The organism is Shewanella pneumatophori (assembly GCF_023283895.1).
GTDB classification, from domain to species: Bacteria; Pseudomonadota; Gammaproteobacteria; order Enterobacterales; family Shewanellaceae; genus Shewanella; species Shewanella pneumatophori.
The window spans coordinates 21,697-38,760 of record NZ_JAKILB010000001.1 but is presented as its reverse complement, the minus strand read 5'-3'; the positions used below and the strand labels follow the sequence as shown (position 1 = coordinate 38,760).

Annotated in this window: 13 protein-coding genes, 1 tRNA gene and 1 pseudogene; 7 read left to right on the top strand and 8 right to left on the bottom strand. The window is 41.0% G+C overall.

Annotation, left to right across the window (positions count from 1 at the left end; translation table 11 throughout):
- Window positions 1–38: 38 nt before the first annotated feature.
- Entirely contained in the window at window positions 39–620 is a 582-nt protein-coding gene (locus L2740_RS00185; protein ID WP_248947939.1) for a carbohydrate binding domain-containing protein, read from the top strand.
- A 111-nt stretch (window positions 621–731) separates the two neighbouring features.
- Window positions 732–1,967: pseudogene (locus L2740_RS00180) on the top strand (IS3 family transposase).
- 42 nt (window positions 1,968–2,009) lie between these two features.
- On the opposite strand, the gene L2740_RS00175 reads toward L2740_RS00180, so the two are convergent.
- Genes L2740_RS00175 through L2740_RS00160 form a run of 4 tightly spaced genes read right to left on the bottom strand, consistent with a single transcriptional unit; the run spans window position 2,010 to window position 7,482 of the window.
- A complete protein-coding gene (locus tag L2740_RS00175; RefSeq protein ID WP_084221416.1) occupies window positions 2,010–2,183 on the bottom strand; it encodes a Trm112 family protein in 174 nt (57 codons plus the stop codon).
- Between the two features lie 11 nt (window positions 2,184–2,194).
- Complete coding sequence (gene lpxK / locus L2740_RS00170) at window positions 2,195–3,187, bottom strand: tetraacyldisaccharide 4'-kinase (RefSeq protein ID WP_248947938.1); 993 nt, start codon at window positions 3,185–3,187, stop codon at window positions 2,195–2,197.
- Window positions 3,188–5,011: a lipid A export permease/ATP-binding protein MsbA gene (msbA, locus tag L2740_RS00165; RefSeq protein WP_248947937.1), complete on the bottom strand. Its 1,824-nt coding sequence runs from the start codon at window positions 5,009–5,011 to the stop codon at window positions 3,188–3,190.
- Window positions 5,012–5,043: 32 nt separating this feature from the next.
- Window positions 5,044–7,482: a DNA internalization-related competence protein ComEC/Rec2 gene (locus L2740_RS00160; protein WP_248947936.1), complete on the bottom strand. Its 2,439-nt coding sequence runs from the start codon at window positions 7,480–7,482 to the stop codon at window positions 5,044–5,046.
- Window positions 7,483–7,559: 77 nt separating this feature from the next.
- Between L2740_RS00160 and L2740_RS00155 the strand changes: the two genes are divergently transcribed.
- A complete protein-coding gene (locus tag L2740_RS00155) occupies window positions 7,560–8,069 on the top strand; it encodes a DUF2062 domain-containing protein (protein ID WP_248947935.1) in 510 nt (169 codons plus the stop codon).
- A gap of 185 nt (window positions 8,070–8,254) precedes the next feature.
- On the opposite strand, the gene L2740_RS00150 is transcribed toward L2740_RS00155, so the two are convergent.
- The 3 genes from L2740_RS00150 to yejK all read right to left on the bottom strand — a co-directional run bounded on the left by L2740_RS00150 (window position 8,255) and on the right by yejK (window position 11,382).
- Complete coding sequence (locus L2740_RS00150; RefSeq protein ID WP_248948573.1) at window positions 8,255–9,040, bottom strand: M23 family metallopeptidase; 786 nt, start codon at window positions 9,038–9,040, stop codon at window positions 8,255–8,257.
- Between the two features lie 101 nt (window positions 9,041–9,141).
- Window positions 9,142–10,020, bottom strand: a complete 879-nt coding sequence (locus L2740_RS00145) for a 6-carboxytetrahydropterin synthase (protein ID WP_248947934.1) — start codon at window positions 10,018–10,020, stop codon at window positions 9,142–9,144.
- Between the two features lie 333 nt (window positions 10,021–10,353).
- Window positions 10,354–11,382, bottom strand: coding sequence for a nucleoid-associated protein YejK (gene yejK / locus L2740_RS00140; RefSeq protein ID WP_248947933.1), 1,029 nt, complete (start codon window positions 11,380–11,382; stop codon window positions 10,354–10,356).
- A gap of 408 nt (window positions 11,383–11,790) precedes the next feature.
- On the opposite strand from yejK, the gene L2740_RS00135 reads away from it, so the two are divergent.
- The 3 genes from L2740_RS00135 to L2740_RS00125 all read left to right on the top strand — a co-directional run bounded on the left by L2740_RS00135 (window position 11,791) and on the right by L2740_RS00125 (window position 14,103).
- Window positions 11,791–12,009, top strand: a complete 219-nt coding sequence (locus L2740_RS00135; protein ID WP_248472663.1) for a YejL family protein — start codon at window positions 11,791–11,793, stop codon at window positions 12,007–12,009.
- A gap of 83 nt (window positions 12,010–12,092) precedes the next feature.
- A complete protein-coding gene (locus L2740_RS00130) occupies window positions 12,093–13,877 on the top strand; it encodes a DUF3413 domain-containing protein (RefSeq protein ID WP_248948571.1) in 1,785 nt (594 codons plus the stop codon).
- Between the two features lie 149 nt (window positions 13,878–14,026).
- A tRNA-Pro gene (locus tag L2740_RS00125) sits at window positions 14,027–14,103 on the top strand.
- Window positions 14,104–14,233: 130 nt separating this feature from the next.
- Here the strand turns inward: L2740_RS00125 and L2740_RS00120 are convergent.
- Entirely contained in the window at window positions 14,234–14,458 is a 225-nt protein-coding gene (locus tag L2740_RS00120; protein WP_248472666.1) for a cytochrome c3 family protein, read from the bottom strand.
- Window positions 14,459–14,899: 441 nt separating this feature from the next.
- Here L2740_RS00120 and L2740_RS00115 point away from each other — a divergent pair, with 441 nt between their 5' ends.
- Window positions 14,900–17,059 carry a sensor domain-containing diguanylate cyclase gene (locus L2740_RS00115; protein ID WP_248947932.1) on the top strand — a complete coding sequence of 720 codons (2,160 nt, stop codon included), beginning with the start codon at window positions 14,900–14,902 and terminating at the stop codon, window positions 17,057–17,059.
- The last annotated feature ends 5 nt before the right edge of the window (window positions 17,060–17,064 follow it).

Below are 17,064 nucleotides of genomic sequence, written 5' to 3'. Positions count from 1 at the left end.
TTCAATAAGCAATGTCTTTTTATATGATAAGGATAATCATGACCCCCTTAGTGAAACTTGCATTAGTTGGCCTAACAGCCACGTCACTTCTTAACACTCCAACAAGCCTAGCTACCGAACAAACTCCGGCACTCGTTCCCTCTCAATGGAGTTATGCAACCGATCCTTACGGTAGTACTGCCACATTTCGTAATCAAATGATCACAGCCGATGGTGTGTGGGTTAACTTCAAGCGTATACCTAGAGTTGATCCCAAGCGTAACTCTTGGGTTGAAGTTATATACTCGCCTGAGGCAAACAGTTTAGCGGATACAAAAAAGATCAGCCTTACCTATAAATGCGATATCCCCCTACTGATAAAACTATCTCAGTCACATTACGGTAAGGACGGTGATAAGACTTATGCTCATTACCAAACAAAGCTTCCAGCAAGCAGTGATTGGAATACGGTGGAAGTGAATTTTGATGATTTCTCACGTCCGGACTGGACACCAAAAAGTTCGGTAGATCACGGCATAGTGCTGAACGAGATCACTGCGCTTTATTTAACACCCAGTATGACCGATAAGCATGGTGGAGAGGCAACCTTACAAGTACACGCAATTGAGTTAATTCGTTAACATACAGTTAAATCGCAGCCAATAAAAAAGCGCCATTAAGGCGCTTTTTTAGGCGAACTTGACCCATCCTAAATAACGTTGACACTTTTCAAACCTTTTTTGGAGAGTGTGATGAAATCAATAAATAAGCGAACTCAGAAAGATTACTCCCTTGCTTTTAAACTAGCTGTAGTGGACCAGGTAGAAAAGGGAGAAATGACTTATGCGCAGGCTCAAAACCATTATGGTATTCAAGGATGCTCTACTGTTTTAGTTTGGTTACGTAAGCACGGTCGGTTAGATTGGTCTAATGGCACACCAAGGTTTCTTTCAAAAGGCCGGACTATGACTAAAGTGAAAACTGAACTGACTCCTGAGCAGCGGATTAAAGCGTTAGAAAAAGAATTAGAAGATACCAAAATCAAAGCAGAATTCTTTGAGGCCGTCGTTAACGTTTTAGAAAAAGACTATGGGGTTCGTATGGTAAAAAAGCCCAAAGGAAAATCGTTCAAGAAAAAGCCATCCTAAAGTTATCAGTTGCTCGAGCATGTCGATATTTAGGGATTTCACGTCAGGCGTATTATCAACAATGTCAGCGCCATAGCCGTCAGATATTGTTTGAGGAAAGCGTGATAGAGTTCGTTCAGTTTGAGAGAATGGTTCAGCCGCGTATCGGTGCGAGAAAGTTGAAATACTTGATGCAAAACTGCGAGCTAAATATTGGCCGAGACAGGTTATTTCAGTTGCTGAGAGCGCATCGACTATTGGTGCCAACAAGGCGTGCTTATCATAAAACAACGAATAGTCATCATCGTTTTCATTGTCACCCTAACTTAGTTAAGTCTGGGCTGAATGTGACAAAGGCTGAGCAGTTGTGGGTGGCAGATATTACCTATCTACCGACACACTCAGGGGAAACTTATGTCAGTCTAGTCACAGATGCTTACTCACGAAAAATAGTGGGCTATCAAGTTGATGACAACATGAAGACGAGCTCAGTCAAGCAGGCTTTTAGGCAGGCATTAAGAAATAGACAAAGCAGTGGTCACCTTGTTCACCACTCAGATAGAGGCATACAGTATTGTTCACCACTCAGATAGAGGCATACAGTATTGTTCAGCAGAGTATCAAGCATTACACCATAGGCACGGAGTCACATGCTCAATGACGGATGGCTATGACTGTTATAAAAATGCACTTGCAGAGCGGATAAATGGAATACTTAAAAACGAATACTTGATTAGCAAGCCAAATGACCTTGCAGATGCAAAAAGAATGGTTGCAGAGTCGGTAGCAATTTATAATCAACGAAGGCCACATATGGCCTTAAAATACAAAACGCCCGATGAAGTTCATCGAGCGTCTTAAACTGAAAAAAGTGTCAACCTATTTCAGGACTAGTCAACTAAATTACTCTGCTAATGGCTCAGCTTTGTTTTCTAGTAACACAGGAATACCGTCATTGATAGGATAAGCCAGTTTGTCTGCCTTACAGATTAACTGCTGCGCTTCTTTATTATATTCAAGTTTGCCTTTACACACTGGACACGCAACGATTTCGAGTAATTTTTTATCAAATGCCATTTTGAATGCCTTTACTTATCTGCTACTAGCCGATCAATTTTAGCCAATAGTTGTTTATCAAATGAGGAAGATAGCTTCGCATCAACTGCGAGATACCACCAGTTATCTTTTGCAAAATCGCGACATTTCACCGCATCTTTTTCAGTCATCACTAACAAGCGTCCTGTTGCTAGCTCGTCCAATACCGTTTCGCTATAGGTACTATGGTCGTCAAATGCTTGTGACTGCGTAACTTGATAGCCTTGTGAGTGCAATGAATCAAAGAAACGCTGCGGATTACCAATTCCCGCAATAGCCACCAGCGAGTCGTTTATTGTTGGCGCACCTTTACCATCGTGATTAACCGAAACAGGCTGCCAACTTGCAGGTGCTAATGCCATTGCCTGTTCATTAGCGGTAGCTGCACCGCCATTGACTATAACATGGTCAACATGATTTAAACGCCATGCGCCTTCCCGCAAAGGGCCAGCAGGCAGTAACATGCCATTACCTAGGCGGCGTTCACCATCTAGGATCACTAGCTCTATATCACGGGCTAACTGATAATGCTGCAGGCCGTCGTCACTAATAATGATATCTACATCAAAGTCAGCTAATAGCTTTTCCGCAGCAGCGACTCTTTTAGCGCCAACAACCATAGGCACTTGAGTGCGAGCGACTATCATCGCTGGCTCATCACCAACATCCGTTGCTGAGTCACCTGCTATAACTGCGCGCACGCCATCGATCTCAACCCCGTAGCCACGACTAATAACACCTGGGTGATAGCCTTGTTTACGTAACAGCTCGATTAAGTAGATAACCATTGGGGTTTTACCACTTCCGCCAACGGTAATATTACCAACAATTATCACAGGCACAGGCAGCTTAGTCGCTTGCTTTACACCAAGTTTAAACAGTTGTCGCCTTACGCTCGTTATAAGTGTGAATAACAACGACAAAGGCCACAGCACAAATCTAAGTGGATGACCTTGGTACCATAATTTATTTACCCAAGACTGCATTTAGCTACCAAACTGCATTTGATATAAGTTGGCATATACGCCGCCCTGAGCCAATAAGGTTTCATGATTACCGCGCTCAACAATTTGGCCTTGGTCAACTACCAAGATCTGATCTGCACTTTCAATGGTAGAAAGGCGGTGTGCAATCACAACTGAAGTTCTGTTTTGGCGTAGATTATCAAGACCTTGCTGAATCGCTTTTTCAGACTCGGTATCCAATGCTGATGTTGCTTCATCAAGGATAAGTACCGGTGCATTACGCAAAATTGCTCTCGCAATCGCAATACGCTGTCTTTGACCACCAGACAGCATTACGCCATTTTCACCAATTTGCGTATCTAAACCTTCAGGCATCGGCTCGATAAATTCCATCGCATGTGCAAGTGTCGCAGCTTCAATAATCTGCTCTCTTGTTGCAACACCAGGATAAGCATATGCAATATTATTAGCGATAGAATCATTAAATAGCGTCACTTGTTGTGATACTAATGCCACTTGGCTACGTAAATTTTTAAGCTTGTACTCATCGATATTATGGCCATCAAGTGTGATTTCACCCGCTTGCAAACCAGTATAAAAACGCGTCACTAAACTTGCGATTGTCGATTTTCCTGAGCCTGAACGTCCAACTAAGGCCAGTGTTTGACCTTGTTCAACCTTAAAGTCGATACCATTTAGCGCCAGTTTTTCTTGTCCTGGATAACTAAAGCTAACATTATTAAACGTCAAATCGCCTTTAACGCGCTCAACATCTAACGTACCTTTATCACTCTCAGGTTGGGTATCTAACAATTCAAATACCGTTGTACAGGCAGCGATACCCCGTTGAAACTCGGCATTAACTCGCGTCAAGTTTTTAATCGGCTGCAACATGGCAAGCATTGCCGCAAGAATAGTTGCGAAAGTACCGGCTGTGAGCTCGGTTTTCATGCTATCAAGACTTGCTGCATACAACACAAAAGCTAACGCGAATGAGCCAATAATCATCACTAAAGGTTGGCTAATGGCCTGCGCTGTCGCAAGCTTCATTGTTTGGTAGCGGTTTTGATTATTTACTTTTGCAAAACGCTCAGCTTCTGTTTGCTGGCCGCCAAAAGACAATACATTCTTATGACCTTTGATCATTTGCTCTGTTGCTGCTGTTACGCCGCCCATTGCCGTTTGAATTTGCTTAGATACTTTACGAAAACGACGACTCACCACGGTGATCACTAACCCAATCACTGGGCCAACCACTAAAATCACTAAAGACAATTTCCATGAGAAATAGAACATAATTGCAATCATGCCTATTACAGTAATGCTGTCGCGAACAATAGTAATAAGCGCGCTACCGGAAGCTCGAGCAATTTGTTCAGTATCGTACGTAACACGCGAAATTAAGTTACCCGTGTTCTCTTTGTCGATATAGCTCACAGGCAAAGTAAGATAATGCTCAAATACCTCTTGGCGCATATCCATAATCACCCGAGCACTCATGTATGAAATACAATAAGTAGATAGGAAGTTAGCTAGGCCGCGTAGCGAAAATAAACCAATAACCACGAAAGGTGCTATCAGTAAGACATCACTTTCAGAGTTAAAACCTGCACCAGTTCCAAAATCAATACTGCCTATGCCTCCAGCTGCCTGCGCAGCTTGGCCGGCCTGGCCACCAAAGCCTTCATCAATAAAGGGTTTAATCACCGCGATAAAGGTCGCATCCACAAGGGCATACATAGCTAGGCCAAAAATGGCTAAAGCAAGCACTGCTTTAAGAGGCTTTAAATAACCCAGTAAACGCTTAAATACAGTCCAGACTTCATTTTTAGGAGATGTTGTCATTGAGAAATTAACATATTGGCAAAAGAAGCATTCTACTCTGGATTTTGCATCTGACCAAACCTAAACACTTGGTTATACCAAAATGGTGCAAAATCTGCGCGATATGTGCGCACTTGCATTGATTTTTGGTTAAATATAATACTTACCTGCCCCTCAACTCCTGTAGTAAGAGCCGAAATATTTCTCTGTTGATAGCGTTCAACCACCTTTTGCTTAGGAAAACCGTAGCGATTATTAAATCCTGCAGGAAAGACCACCAACTCAGGTGCAACTGCATCAATAAATTCAGCAGTTGAAGATGTATTACTGCCATGGTGAGGAGCAATCAACAAGCGGCTCTGCAATGATTTCCCCTTAGCAACTAAGGCAAGCTCTACTTGTTTCTCTATATCACCCGTTAGTAGCAAGCTGTTGCTGCTATCACTGACTCTTATTACACAAGAGCCATTATTTCCTTTTTGTGGTTGGTTTGGTGCAATAAAATCTAACCGTAAATGCTGCCAGTCAAGTTTATTGGGCCGACAAGTTATATCAGGTTTATTACTGTATTCACTTTGACTTACCGGCTTGTTATGACTTAAGTTTTTATTACTTGAACGCTGAAAAGCCTTCTCGCTGCTGGATAATGGTTCATCAGTGTTACTCTTTAATAAACTAAAGTCAGCAATCACTTTGACGTTAGGGTAGTTAGCAAGCATATAGTTTACGCCACCAGCATGATCATTATCACTGTGACTAACCACTAAATAATCAACGTCAGTTATGCCTCTACTGATTAAAAAAGGCTGCAACGCCCGCTCAGCATAACTAAAGCTTTCTCCATAACGCGCACCAGTATCGTATATAACAGCTCGTTTATTTTGTTCAATAACAACAGTTAAGCCTTGGCCAACATCCAACACATGTACCAGCCAACGGTTATTCATGACAGGCGAATACAGCCTAAATCCACCATACAAGATCAGAGGCAATAGCATCACAGATAACACCAGCCGCCAATGTGTACTCTTAATATTAACGATCAAAAAACAGCTAATAGAGGCAACTAGCAGTACCGCAAGTAACTCATCAGAAATTACAAGCCAGGAAAAACTAAACTCAGTCGTCACCTTCAATATAGCAACTACAGGCTCCATCAATAATGCCGATAGTTCAAACAACCAATAGCCAGAAAGCCCCAATGCGGTAAATGCCATAAAACTAACTAACGATAATAGACTAATGGGGATCAATACAAAGCTAAACCAAGGCACCAGTAACATATTAACGAAAAGACTTGTAACAGAGGTGCCAGCAAAAAAAATAGCCTGAATAATGCCAACTGCAATGGTTAACCGCCACTGAACAGCCCAAAACATCTTAAGCCCACTATAGAGCTTGATTTTGCTCAGCTTAAAATAGCTTTGGTTTGGCGCTTGTTTTACTAACTGATTATCAGACTCCGCTTCAGGAGTTAAAACAGTGGTGCTTGCAATACTCGTTAGCGAATTAACTCTGGATACAGTCAGTAATATAATGGCTAATGCACTAAAAGAAAGCCAAAAACTGGCACTTAAAATACTCAGAGGATCAATAACTAAGATGATAAATAATGCATACAACAAACGTTCCCAGCTTGATGAATAACGACTTAAAGCACTAAAAGCAATGAAGCCAACTAACATAACTAGTGCACGTTGGGTAGAAACGGCAAAGCCCGCTAGATAACCATAAAAGATTGCTCCGATACCGGCCAATAATAAGCATATAAGCCAATTACGCCGACTGTTGATTGGCACGAGTCGGTATAGTATTAGTCTTGCCAATAGCAGCAGCCACATAGACACCACAGATAAATGTAACCCGGATATTGCAAACAGGTGCCCTGCGCCGCTACTTCTAAGCTCTTGCCAACGTGCCTTAGTGATTAAAGATCTGTCACCTGACACTAGCGCGAGAATAAGATCTCCACTTGAATAAGATTTCAAAACAGGTTTAAGTTGTGCGATTAGTTGCGCTCTGTAGGAAGGATTATCAGTAATCAACTCTGCACTAATAACACTTCCCTTAGCTATAATATGTTTAGCGAGAAAGTACTTTTGCTGATTGAACCCACCTTGATTGAGGATGCTAGTAATAGGTTTGGGTTCTATGGTCAATAACCAGCGTTGACCAACTGAGACTGTCGGTGGCTTTTGCCAAAATAAACGCATTTTACTTTGGCCTATCTGGGGTGAGTTTAACCCTAAAAGAATAATATCCACGCTTATCCAGTCGCGATTTGAGCTAACTAATGATACTATCTCGCCCTCTATATTCAGTGCTTTGCCATATTCGTCTGTACTCCAGCTCATTAATAACGAATAGAAAACACTGAACCAGCCTATCGCTAATAGACTTCCGGCGATAAATGGAAAACGCCTACAGGCTGTAATAACCACTACGATTAGTAAAGGTAGGATATATAGACTAACCAAGGATGGCCAAAACATTGTAGAAACAATGGTGATGCAGTAGCCGCACATAAATCGATTCATAGTGCATTAAGTTAAGACAGCAAATAGAAGTTATGCCAAAAAAATTTATTGAAAAATTCATGCCAAAACCTGAAACATTGCGCGAGCATAAGCACTTGCGCATGTTTGGTGATCTACTATTAAAACCCAATTTATGGACATTAAACCGCCACTCCGCTCCTGGAGCATTCGCGGTAGGCCTATTTGTTGCCTGGTTACCGATGCCTTTTCAAATGGTGTTAGCCGCGGCATTAGCAATTTTGTTTAATGTCAACTTACCATTATCAGTCGCGTTGGTTTGGATCACTAACCCAATCACCATGCCATTCATGTTTTACATCGCTTATTTACTCGGCGCGACATTACTTGGCCATGAACCGCAAGCCTTTAACTTCGAAGCTAGTTGGCATTGGGTGCAAGCTTCACTCGAAACCATTGGCCCACCTTTTCTATTAGGCTGTGTGGTTCTTGCTGGTGTTTTTGCGCTGTTAGGGTATTTTGTGATCAATACTTTGTGGAAGTATTCAGTATTGTTTAAGTGGAAGAATCGCTATAAAGAGTAAGAGTTCCACTGTGGGACGTTATACTTTGAAAAACTAATTTTTGGCTCAAGGTAGAATTGTACAAGCCAATAAAAAGCTACCGCAATAAGCTTGGCGCACCACAGATTTTTTAATGCAGGATTCAAAGCAAAAAAAGCAGTCTTACTGACTGCTTTTTTATTGGCTAACTTATGTTTACTAGTGGTTTACTGCTGTTTCGCTAATACGCTTTTCATCGACGGTACAACAGTTGTTGGATCTAACCTAACTTGATACCAATTAATTCGCCAGTCTAAATGTGGACCAGTAGAGCGGCCTGTAGAGCCAACTTCAGCAACTTTATCGCCTTGTTTAACCATCTGCCCCGGCTTGACGTAAAGTTTACTTAAGTGCAAAAAACTCGAGCTCACGCCATAACCATGATCGATAATCATGGTTCCGCCAGAATAAAACATATCAGCCACAGAAAGAGATATAACCCCATCGGCCGGTGCCACAACAACTGTTCCAGTTTTAGCGGCAATATCAACACCATAGTGCGGTGTTCCCGGTTTACCATTGTAAATACGTTGGCTACCGTAAACCCCTGATATTCTACCAGTTAGTGGCCAAATGAACTGCTGATTAAAAGCATCATTTGCGGTAAATTGCGCCCTTGCTTCTCTAACCTGTTTAGAGTCTTGTGCTGCCCGCGCTTGCGCTTTCGGATCCGGCTGCATAATTTTCTTGCTGATCCCAGTAATATTTTGGATCTTATATTCGCGAGGCTTCACTTTTAAAGGTTTTAGCTCAGTTAAGCCATCGGCATAAACCAGTTTAAGCATTTGCTCTGCTTGTGCGTCACGGGCAAAACCAAATACGAATTGGCCTTTATCGTTAACTTTTACCACTTCGTCATTGAGAAATACTTCAGTACCAGGCTCAACTTTAGCTCGAATAAGTGCGCCTTGAGATAACTCACCATTTAACTCGACCCCAGCACTGGCTTGCATCGCCAAACTAGAGAAAACACTCGTCAATATAATTTGTACTAAAGGTCTCAAAGCGACTCCTTATTGCTTTATTAATCGTTTAACGATGGCTAAGTATCAAGCTATTTTGCGCTGCGAGTGGCAATAGCACCTTTACCAACACCTTCAAATGCAATCACTTTAAAATCGCTCATTGGCTCTTTATCAGATAAAGTTTGCGCCATATAGTCAGCAAGCAGCTCAACCGTTGTGTCGTGAGGCAAAATATCGCATAACGCTTTTGGCATCGCTAGTTGAAAATCTCCTTGTGGTGCTTGGTAGTGAAAACCAAAGTGAGTGTCATCTTTAATATCTGTTTGCGGTGAAAGTTCTAAAGACCTGACAGAAACTTGATCTTCAATCGTCCCTAAATAAATATCTTGCCAACGTTTAGCCCAATACTCATCCCATTTTGGTGCTGCTACACCGTTTTCAAAAACCGTCACAGGGCTGCGGTGACCATGGGCAATGCGTTGACAATTGCCATCGTGCTTTTTCAAGCCATGGCTGTAGTGATAGTAAGGTGCATCGTGAATTTCATTGCGTAACGTCAACGAAATCCCTTCGACATTATTCGGGAGTACTTCTTTAAGCGCTTGCTGAAGAAACTTATTCACGCTTTCAAAATCAATCATCTCACTTGGGATCAACGCAAAAGCTTGCGATGGACACGCTAAATGAATATCGCCTTTTTGGCTTGAAAAATCCATCCACACGCGGTCACCTTGTTGTTGCCAACGCACTTCACTAAAAGCCGTAGGAATAAGCAAACGGTGATCAGCAACATCATCAATGGTATTTTTGATGGTGCGTTTTACTTTAGCAAAGTCGAGCACCATGTTTTGTTCATCGAGACCACCATCAAGTAGCACATCAACAATCCAGCTTTCACCGACCATGCCTCTAATAGGGCACAAATATGAAAAATCGATTACGGTTAAATCTTTAACAAACAGTTGCATTTTCGCTCCTAGGTAGAAAAACAGTCTACCTGTCATAGTCCATGCAGCATATGGCCGCAGGATGAAAGGGGGTTTTAAAGGCTATAATAGCCCTTTTACATTGATTGCTGTAGCTTACATTGAACCGAACTAACATTCGACTTTTTTAGTGTTAACAGAGTGGTTTTATAACAAGTGCAACTGTCGCTACAATTTGCGCACTTAGAAGAGAAGAATATTGCTTATAAAAGTAAAAAATCTACCTATGGAACTAGGAGGTTTAGGCTTGAAACAAAAAACCGAGCACTAGGCTCGGTTTAAAAGTCGCTGAACTCTGCGGCTTATACCAAACGACTATTCACCTTTAAGGCGACGGTCTAATTGATCTTTAAGGTTTGCAGGGACGCCTTTGATAATAATGGTGTCTGACACAGGATCGTAAATAACACGCTCGCCCAGGTGCTGACCATCAAAGCTTAACGTCACTCCGCCACCTGTGCCAGAGAACTTTTTAAGTTGACGTAGCGTTGGTTTGTCACCTGGGAACTCTTCAGCTAAATCATAAGACCCACCTTGGGCAAAATCGTAAAACGAATCCATACCTTGATCAGCTAGCTCATCAGCCAGATCTTTAATTTGGATTGAGGCGCCTTCGTCACAGCGTTCAGTACAGTAATCAAATACTCGCTCACGAGCTTGTTGACGTTCATCTTTAGTCAGCTCGCTATTGCCAACAAAATCCTCAACCGCATTCATCAACGATTTATTTTGCGCTTTAGTGTTAACACCTTCAACACAGCCCATGAAATCTAAGAAAAAATCAGCCACTTTACGGCCAGCGCGACCGCGCACAAACGAGATATACTTTTTAGATTCAGGATCCGCTTGCCACTCTGTTAAATCAATTCGCGCCGCGAGCTGAACATTATTCAGATCAAGATGAGTATTTTGCGATAGCTCCATATCATCAAGTACTGTCATCGATGATTTAGCATTAAGCAAAGATACGAACAAATAGTCACTGGTCATGTAGGTGTAGCAAGACAAAAGTAAGAAGCCGCCAGTACTAAAATCATACTTAGACAACTCTTCTTGCAACAACTTACCTGCAATGCCAGAAAACTCGACAAAACCAAGCTCACCGCTGCGATAAGTTTTTAACGCTTCTTCAAACTTAGTATTCGCTTCGCCATCTTCACCGTTGATCCCAAAATGACCAAACCCTTTACCAGCCTTAGTGGTGTATGTTTGGTGCAACTCTTCTAGCATCGCTTCAACCGCTTGGCTGTTAAGCAAAGGCTGTGGGCGCAATCGACAACTTAGTTGACCTTCACCATCTTGAATAATGGAGTGAATAATTGCTTGTTCGACGTTAATACTCATTGAGCCTCGATAAAATTTGGCAAGGAGCGCAACAAGTTAACCTACGCTCTTTAATGTTTACGAAAGTGGTTTCACTGCAGACAATCATCTCTGATTTGCCTGACTGCAAGTGCTGGCTATCATAACCACAGAGCGCCAATAAATCCATATTTGTTGTCAAACATCAGCTTGAAAATATACCTATTATTCGTTAACTAATAATCGACAAAACTACGGCCTTAATCGTAGCTAAATAAGCAAGGTTATCTAGATAATGAGTGGTTTATTAGGTAAAGCCAACGGACAAAAACGCTGGTCGACAATGTCTAACACTTGAAACAACAAAAAGTACGATAAAAGTGCGGAGCTTCGATAAAAAATCCGTTATTATATGCCGTTAATCAAGATTTAAAGTGAACCTTTTTAATTATGGCTATTCAATCTAAATATTCTAATGCTCAAGTAGAGTCTATTATCGCTGAATTACTTGCTGTGCTAGATAAGCATCAGTCTCCAACAGACTTAAGCTTAATGGCGCTAGGTAACTGCGTAACTCACTTATTGCAAAACAAAGTGCCAGCTGAAGCACGTCAAGTCGTTACAGAGCAATTTGCTAAAGCCTTGTCACAATCAGTAAAATCTAACTAATATACAACGATATTTAGTTTAAATAAGTAAAGGGTAAACAAGTGTTTTACCCTTTTACTCGCCTCAACAATAAATGGATCAACATGGTCGAGCGACAAAAACAGATTGGACGTGATCGCGTTTCACGCTTAGTAAGCTGGGGACATTGGTTTGCCTTTATTAATGGTTTATTAGCCATTATTGTCGGTTACCGGTATCTCGACACCATAGGTTTACCGGAATCATTTATTGGCTGGGGCTATTTAGTTATCAGCACCATAGGTCACTTTAGCTTCTTAGCTTTTATGGTCTATTTGGTGCTTATATTCCCTATTACATTAATTCTACCTTATTCCAAAATACTTAGAGGTTACGCCGCAATCGTTGCCACCTTAAGTCTCTGTTTACTCTTATACGATACAGTGATTTATGACGACTATGGTTTACATTTAAGTCCCTTTGTATTTGATCTTGCTTGGGCTGATTTAAATGCACTATTGCGAGGTACCTCATACATAATCACGCCTATTGCGATTTTAGCAATAGAGCTAACCCTTGCTAATTTTCTGTGGAAACGTATCGAAAAAATTCGCAAGCTTAATATCGGTAATAAAGTTGTCGCAGTCGTCGGCGCTTGTTTTGTTGCAAGCCACTTAGTCCATATATGGGGTGATGCTGCAGATGTAACCGAGATCACTCATTTTGACGATGCTTATCCTTTATCCTACCCAGCAACCGCTAAAAGCTTAATGGAAAGCTACGGTATTGAAGGGATCCAAAATAAAAAGAATAAAACCCCACCCAAAGTCAGCTTAGAATACCCACTAGCGGCTATGCAGTGCACCGCAGACAAGCAACCCAATATTCTGCTGATTGCTGTTGATAGTCTACGCGCGGATTTAATCGATCCTGCGACAATGCCGTTCCTCGCTGCTTATGCAAAACAAAATATGAATTTTACCCAGCACTTAAGTGGTGGTAATCAATTTAACAGCGGCATGTTTAGCTTACTTTATGGCTTACAAGGTAGTTATTCAAATGCAGTAGACTTGCACTTTGAAAGCCCGGTAATCACTCAAGAATTAGTCAAACAAGGTTATCAGTTAGGTCTGTTTACCACTCAAGATACCTCAGCAATGCCGCAGGCTATATTTAATGACTTTAAACGTATCGATGCAGAACATGCCAATAGCTACGCAAAATCTGACCTGCAATCTGTAGAGAATTTGCAGCAGTGGACACAAACAACATCATCGCCATGGTTTAGTCTATTGAACTTAAAGTCGCCAGAGAGTTACGACACCCCTATCGGCTTTTTAGGGATCAAAACCGTACAGTCAGCATCTAAGTTAAAACCTGCTGAAAAAGTGTTGTTTAATCAATACCGCCAATCACTGCACTTTATCGATCAGCAAATTGAAAAAGTGGTTGCAAGCCTTTCTGAAGAGACCTTGGTAGTGATCACTGGTATTAATGGCAAAATATTTACCAGTAACTCCAACGAAGCCAGTGTCAATTTGTCACCAGCCAGTGTACATGTGCCGATGATTATCCATTGGCCAAATGAAGATAGCGGTAAACAAATCAATTACCGTACAACTCATAACGGCTTAGTGCCAGCCATAATGACTCAAACATTAGGCTGTACTAACCCAGCATCTGATTACAGTTCAGATCAAAGCCTAATGCAGCCGAGAGATAAAACTTGGGTGTATGTTGGCGACCATCGTATTTTCGCTATTTATCAAGAATCAGAAATTACCGTCATTGACCGCCATGGTAAATACCGAATTTATGATGATGAGTACAGTAAGCGCCTAAAAAAGAAATTAAGCGCGCCAGAGCTCGTTGAAGTTATGCGCGAAGGTCGCAGGCTCTATATTCATTAAGCCTAGGCTTATAATATGATGCTAAAGATTATAAACTAGCCAGTTAAATCTTTGGGTTCCAGTAAGGGCTTGCGCTATCAATAACGACTTGATAAAGTGCTGGCTCTTCAGAATTTCCCCTTATTTTATAACTTGTTCTGTAGAGATCTCGGGATATGGCCTAGCCCGGTAAGGCGCTTGTCTGGGGGACAAGAGATCACAGGTTCAAATCCTGTTATCCCGACCAAATTCAAATAAAAAAGTCAGCTTATCGCTGACTTTTTTGTTAACTTCAGTTCGGCATAAATTAGTTAAAACTCATTTGCAACAAACAAAAAAGCACTGCCAAGGCAGTGCTTTCTTTAATTACAACGGTATTACTCGTGGCAATCAGCACATTCTTTGATTGTTAGATCTGGAGTGTGAACTTCTTTATCTAGTTCATGAGCACTACCCATGTCGTGACAATCATTACAAGTTGCAATGGTTGCTTCCATTTCAGTATGTTCTTCTACGTTAATTGTCTCATGACAATCAGTACAGTTTACTGCCATCGCAGATGCTGAAAACGCAAGTGCTGCAACCAAAGTTAGATATTTCATATGCATTCCTTAATAACGGAGTTATCGCTCTTAATGCTTGTTTTTAACATAAGCAATTAAGGCTTTTTTTGTTAAAGCTGTCTGAAAAATTAATCACTTAATGTTTCTGTAGCCCATGCCTACCATGATATGAATCAACCTTAATTGAAACTTAAATTTAAAACCCTAGTTGAATAAATGCTGAATGACACAACGATGACTTTGCAAGGTTGTGAGCAAGGTCTGACATATACTAAATTTACAATTTTATTTTTGAAAATATCTAAAAGCTGAAGACAATTTTACCATTATGAAATCAACAAATATAAATCAGCTAATTTTTATACAAATAGCCACTTTTACCCCGTTAACAGTTGCCATCGACTGTTAAAGTTAATAAATTGTAACTGACAGTTTGGCTGTAATCTTTTACTTCTTAGCTGGTTAACATAGGCGATACTCTTGAATAGAATCGATAAACATAAGCTCTTATTTGCCACTATTTTGGGATTAATAGGGTTTACGGTAAACCTTTACCCCATCCACCTCTTTGCCAATGTTCAATTGATCCTTGGTAACGTCGCTTACGTTATTTCCGCTATCTTACTTGGCCCTTGGTATGCACTCTACACAGCAATGATTGCACTGAGTGGACTGATGATTGCTTGGGATAGTTTACATGTTTATTTCTTATTCGGAATAGAAGCTATTTTTCTTGGGCTAGCGAGAAGGCGCGATATTTATGCGCTATATGCCAATTTTGGTTTTTGGCTAATACTTGGCATGCCACTGTTTTATTTATATCTATCTCAGTTTACTGAGCTTCCCAACGGACACGTGGCCTTTATCAGTCTAAAACAAGGGATCAATGGTTTGGTATACACCAGCATTGGTTCATTGCTCATTATACTCACACCATCTTTTTGGCACTTTAAGGATAAAATCAAAGACATACAGCGGCGCACTTTTAATGCTCAACTTACTTATACTTTTTCGTTAATTATTACAGTAACTTTGCTTATTGCTGCGCTAATGTTTAATAACCAATTTATTGAACGTCACCAAAGCTTGCTTTATAGCAACATAAAAAATTCTGCAGATAATCTAGCAGCTTCAACGCAATCCTATCTTGACGTCCATAGTCAAGCTATTACCAACGCCGCTCAGTGGTTAAGTTTAAATGACCATGGCGCTAACGAAGAACAGATCTTACTGTCGCAGTTACATGCCAACTATCCAGGCTTTATCACCATGCTACTGGCAGACGAGCAAGCAAATATCATTGGGGCTAGCCCGGCGTCACTATTAAGGCAACACAGTACTCATACGCCGTTGAATATTGCTGAACGTGATTATTTTATAGAGGCATTTATCAATCAGCGCACCTTTACCTCGCCACTCTTTGTCGGTAAAGGTTTTGGTAACGATCCTATCGTTGCAATTAGTGCCCCACTCTATCACCCCAGCAACGTCCATGAACCCATTGGGATTGTTGAAGGCTCGTTAGACTTAAACCAATTTAAGCTGATTGATGAAATAGATAAGCATAATGAGCATCAAACTATGTTGCTGATTGATGAAAATATGCGAATAATTTATGCCTCTGAAAGCTTAGGACTCGCGACATTATCAGAGTTTAACTATTCTCGCCCCAGTGATAAGTATATTAGTCCTTATCCAATGATAAATATTAGCCAAAATAACGAAATGGCACCTGAATATGTCTATGCTAGCGTGACATTAACGAATGGCTGGAAGCTATTCATTCTTAATCCATTTAGGCCGTTAGCAAAGCTTGTCGAAAACATGTATTTAGCCACGTTTGCGATTTTAATTTTATCGTTAGTTATTGCGATATATTTATCCCGTGTGGTTAGTTCTCGGCTCACTTTGCCACTTGAGAACATTGCAAACAAATTCAGTACACAATCTAACAAAACTGATATTGATTATGCGGTTGATAATGAATCACCAAAGGAAATTTTCTCACTATTCCAGCGCTTGCAGCAAAGTAAAAGCCAGCTTATAGGTTACCAACTGGAGCTTGAAGAGAAAGTTGCCATGCGAACAGTTGAACTCGAGCATGCAAATAGCCAACTTAAAGCTCTTGCAGAAAAAGACTCATTAACAGGGTTATACAACCGTCGTTATGCCGAAAACAAGTTTGCGGAAGTACAAGAACTTTGCCAACGCAGCGACGAAGTCATTGCTATTGCATTGCTAGATCTCGATAAGTTTAAGTTTATCAATGACACTTATGGTCACCACAGTGGTGATCTCACCTTAAAAGCAGTGGCCGAACAGTTACTTTATGACTTTAAACGCAATTCAGATATCGTAGTGCGATATGGCGGTGAAGAATTTTTGCTGATTATGCCACTATGTAATGCGCTTAAAATAGAAGAGCACCTTGATAACTTTAGGCAGAGATTGGCGAAAATAGTTATTGAAAATAAAGAAGATAATCATCAATTTAATGTGACCACCAGCATAGGTGCCGTTTTAGGTAATGGCACTTACAGCACGTCACTAGAAGATTGGGTCAAACAAGCCGACATCAATTTATATCAAGCTAAACACTCTGGGCGTAACAAGTTAGTGTTCACCACGCTGTCAGAGTAAACAAA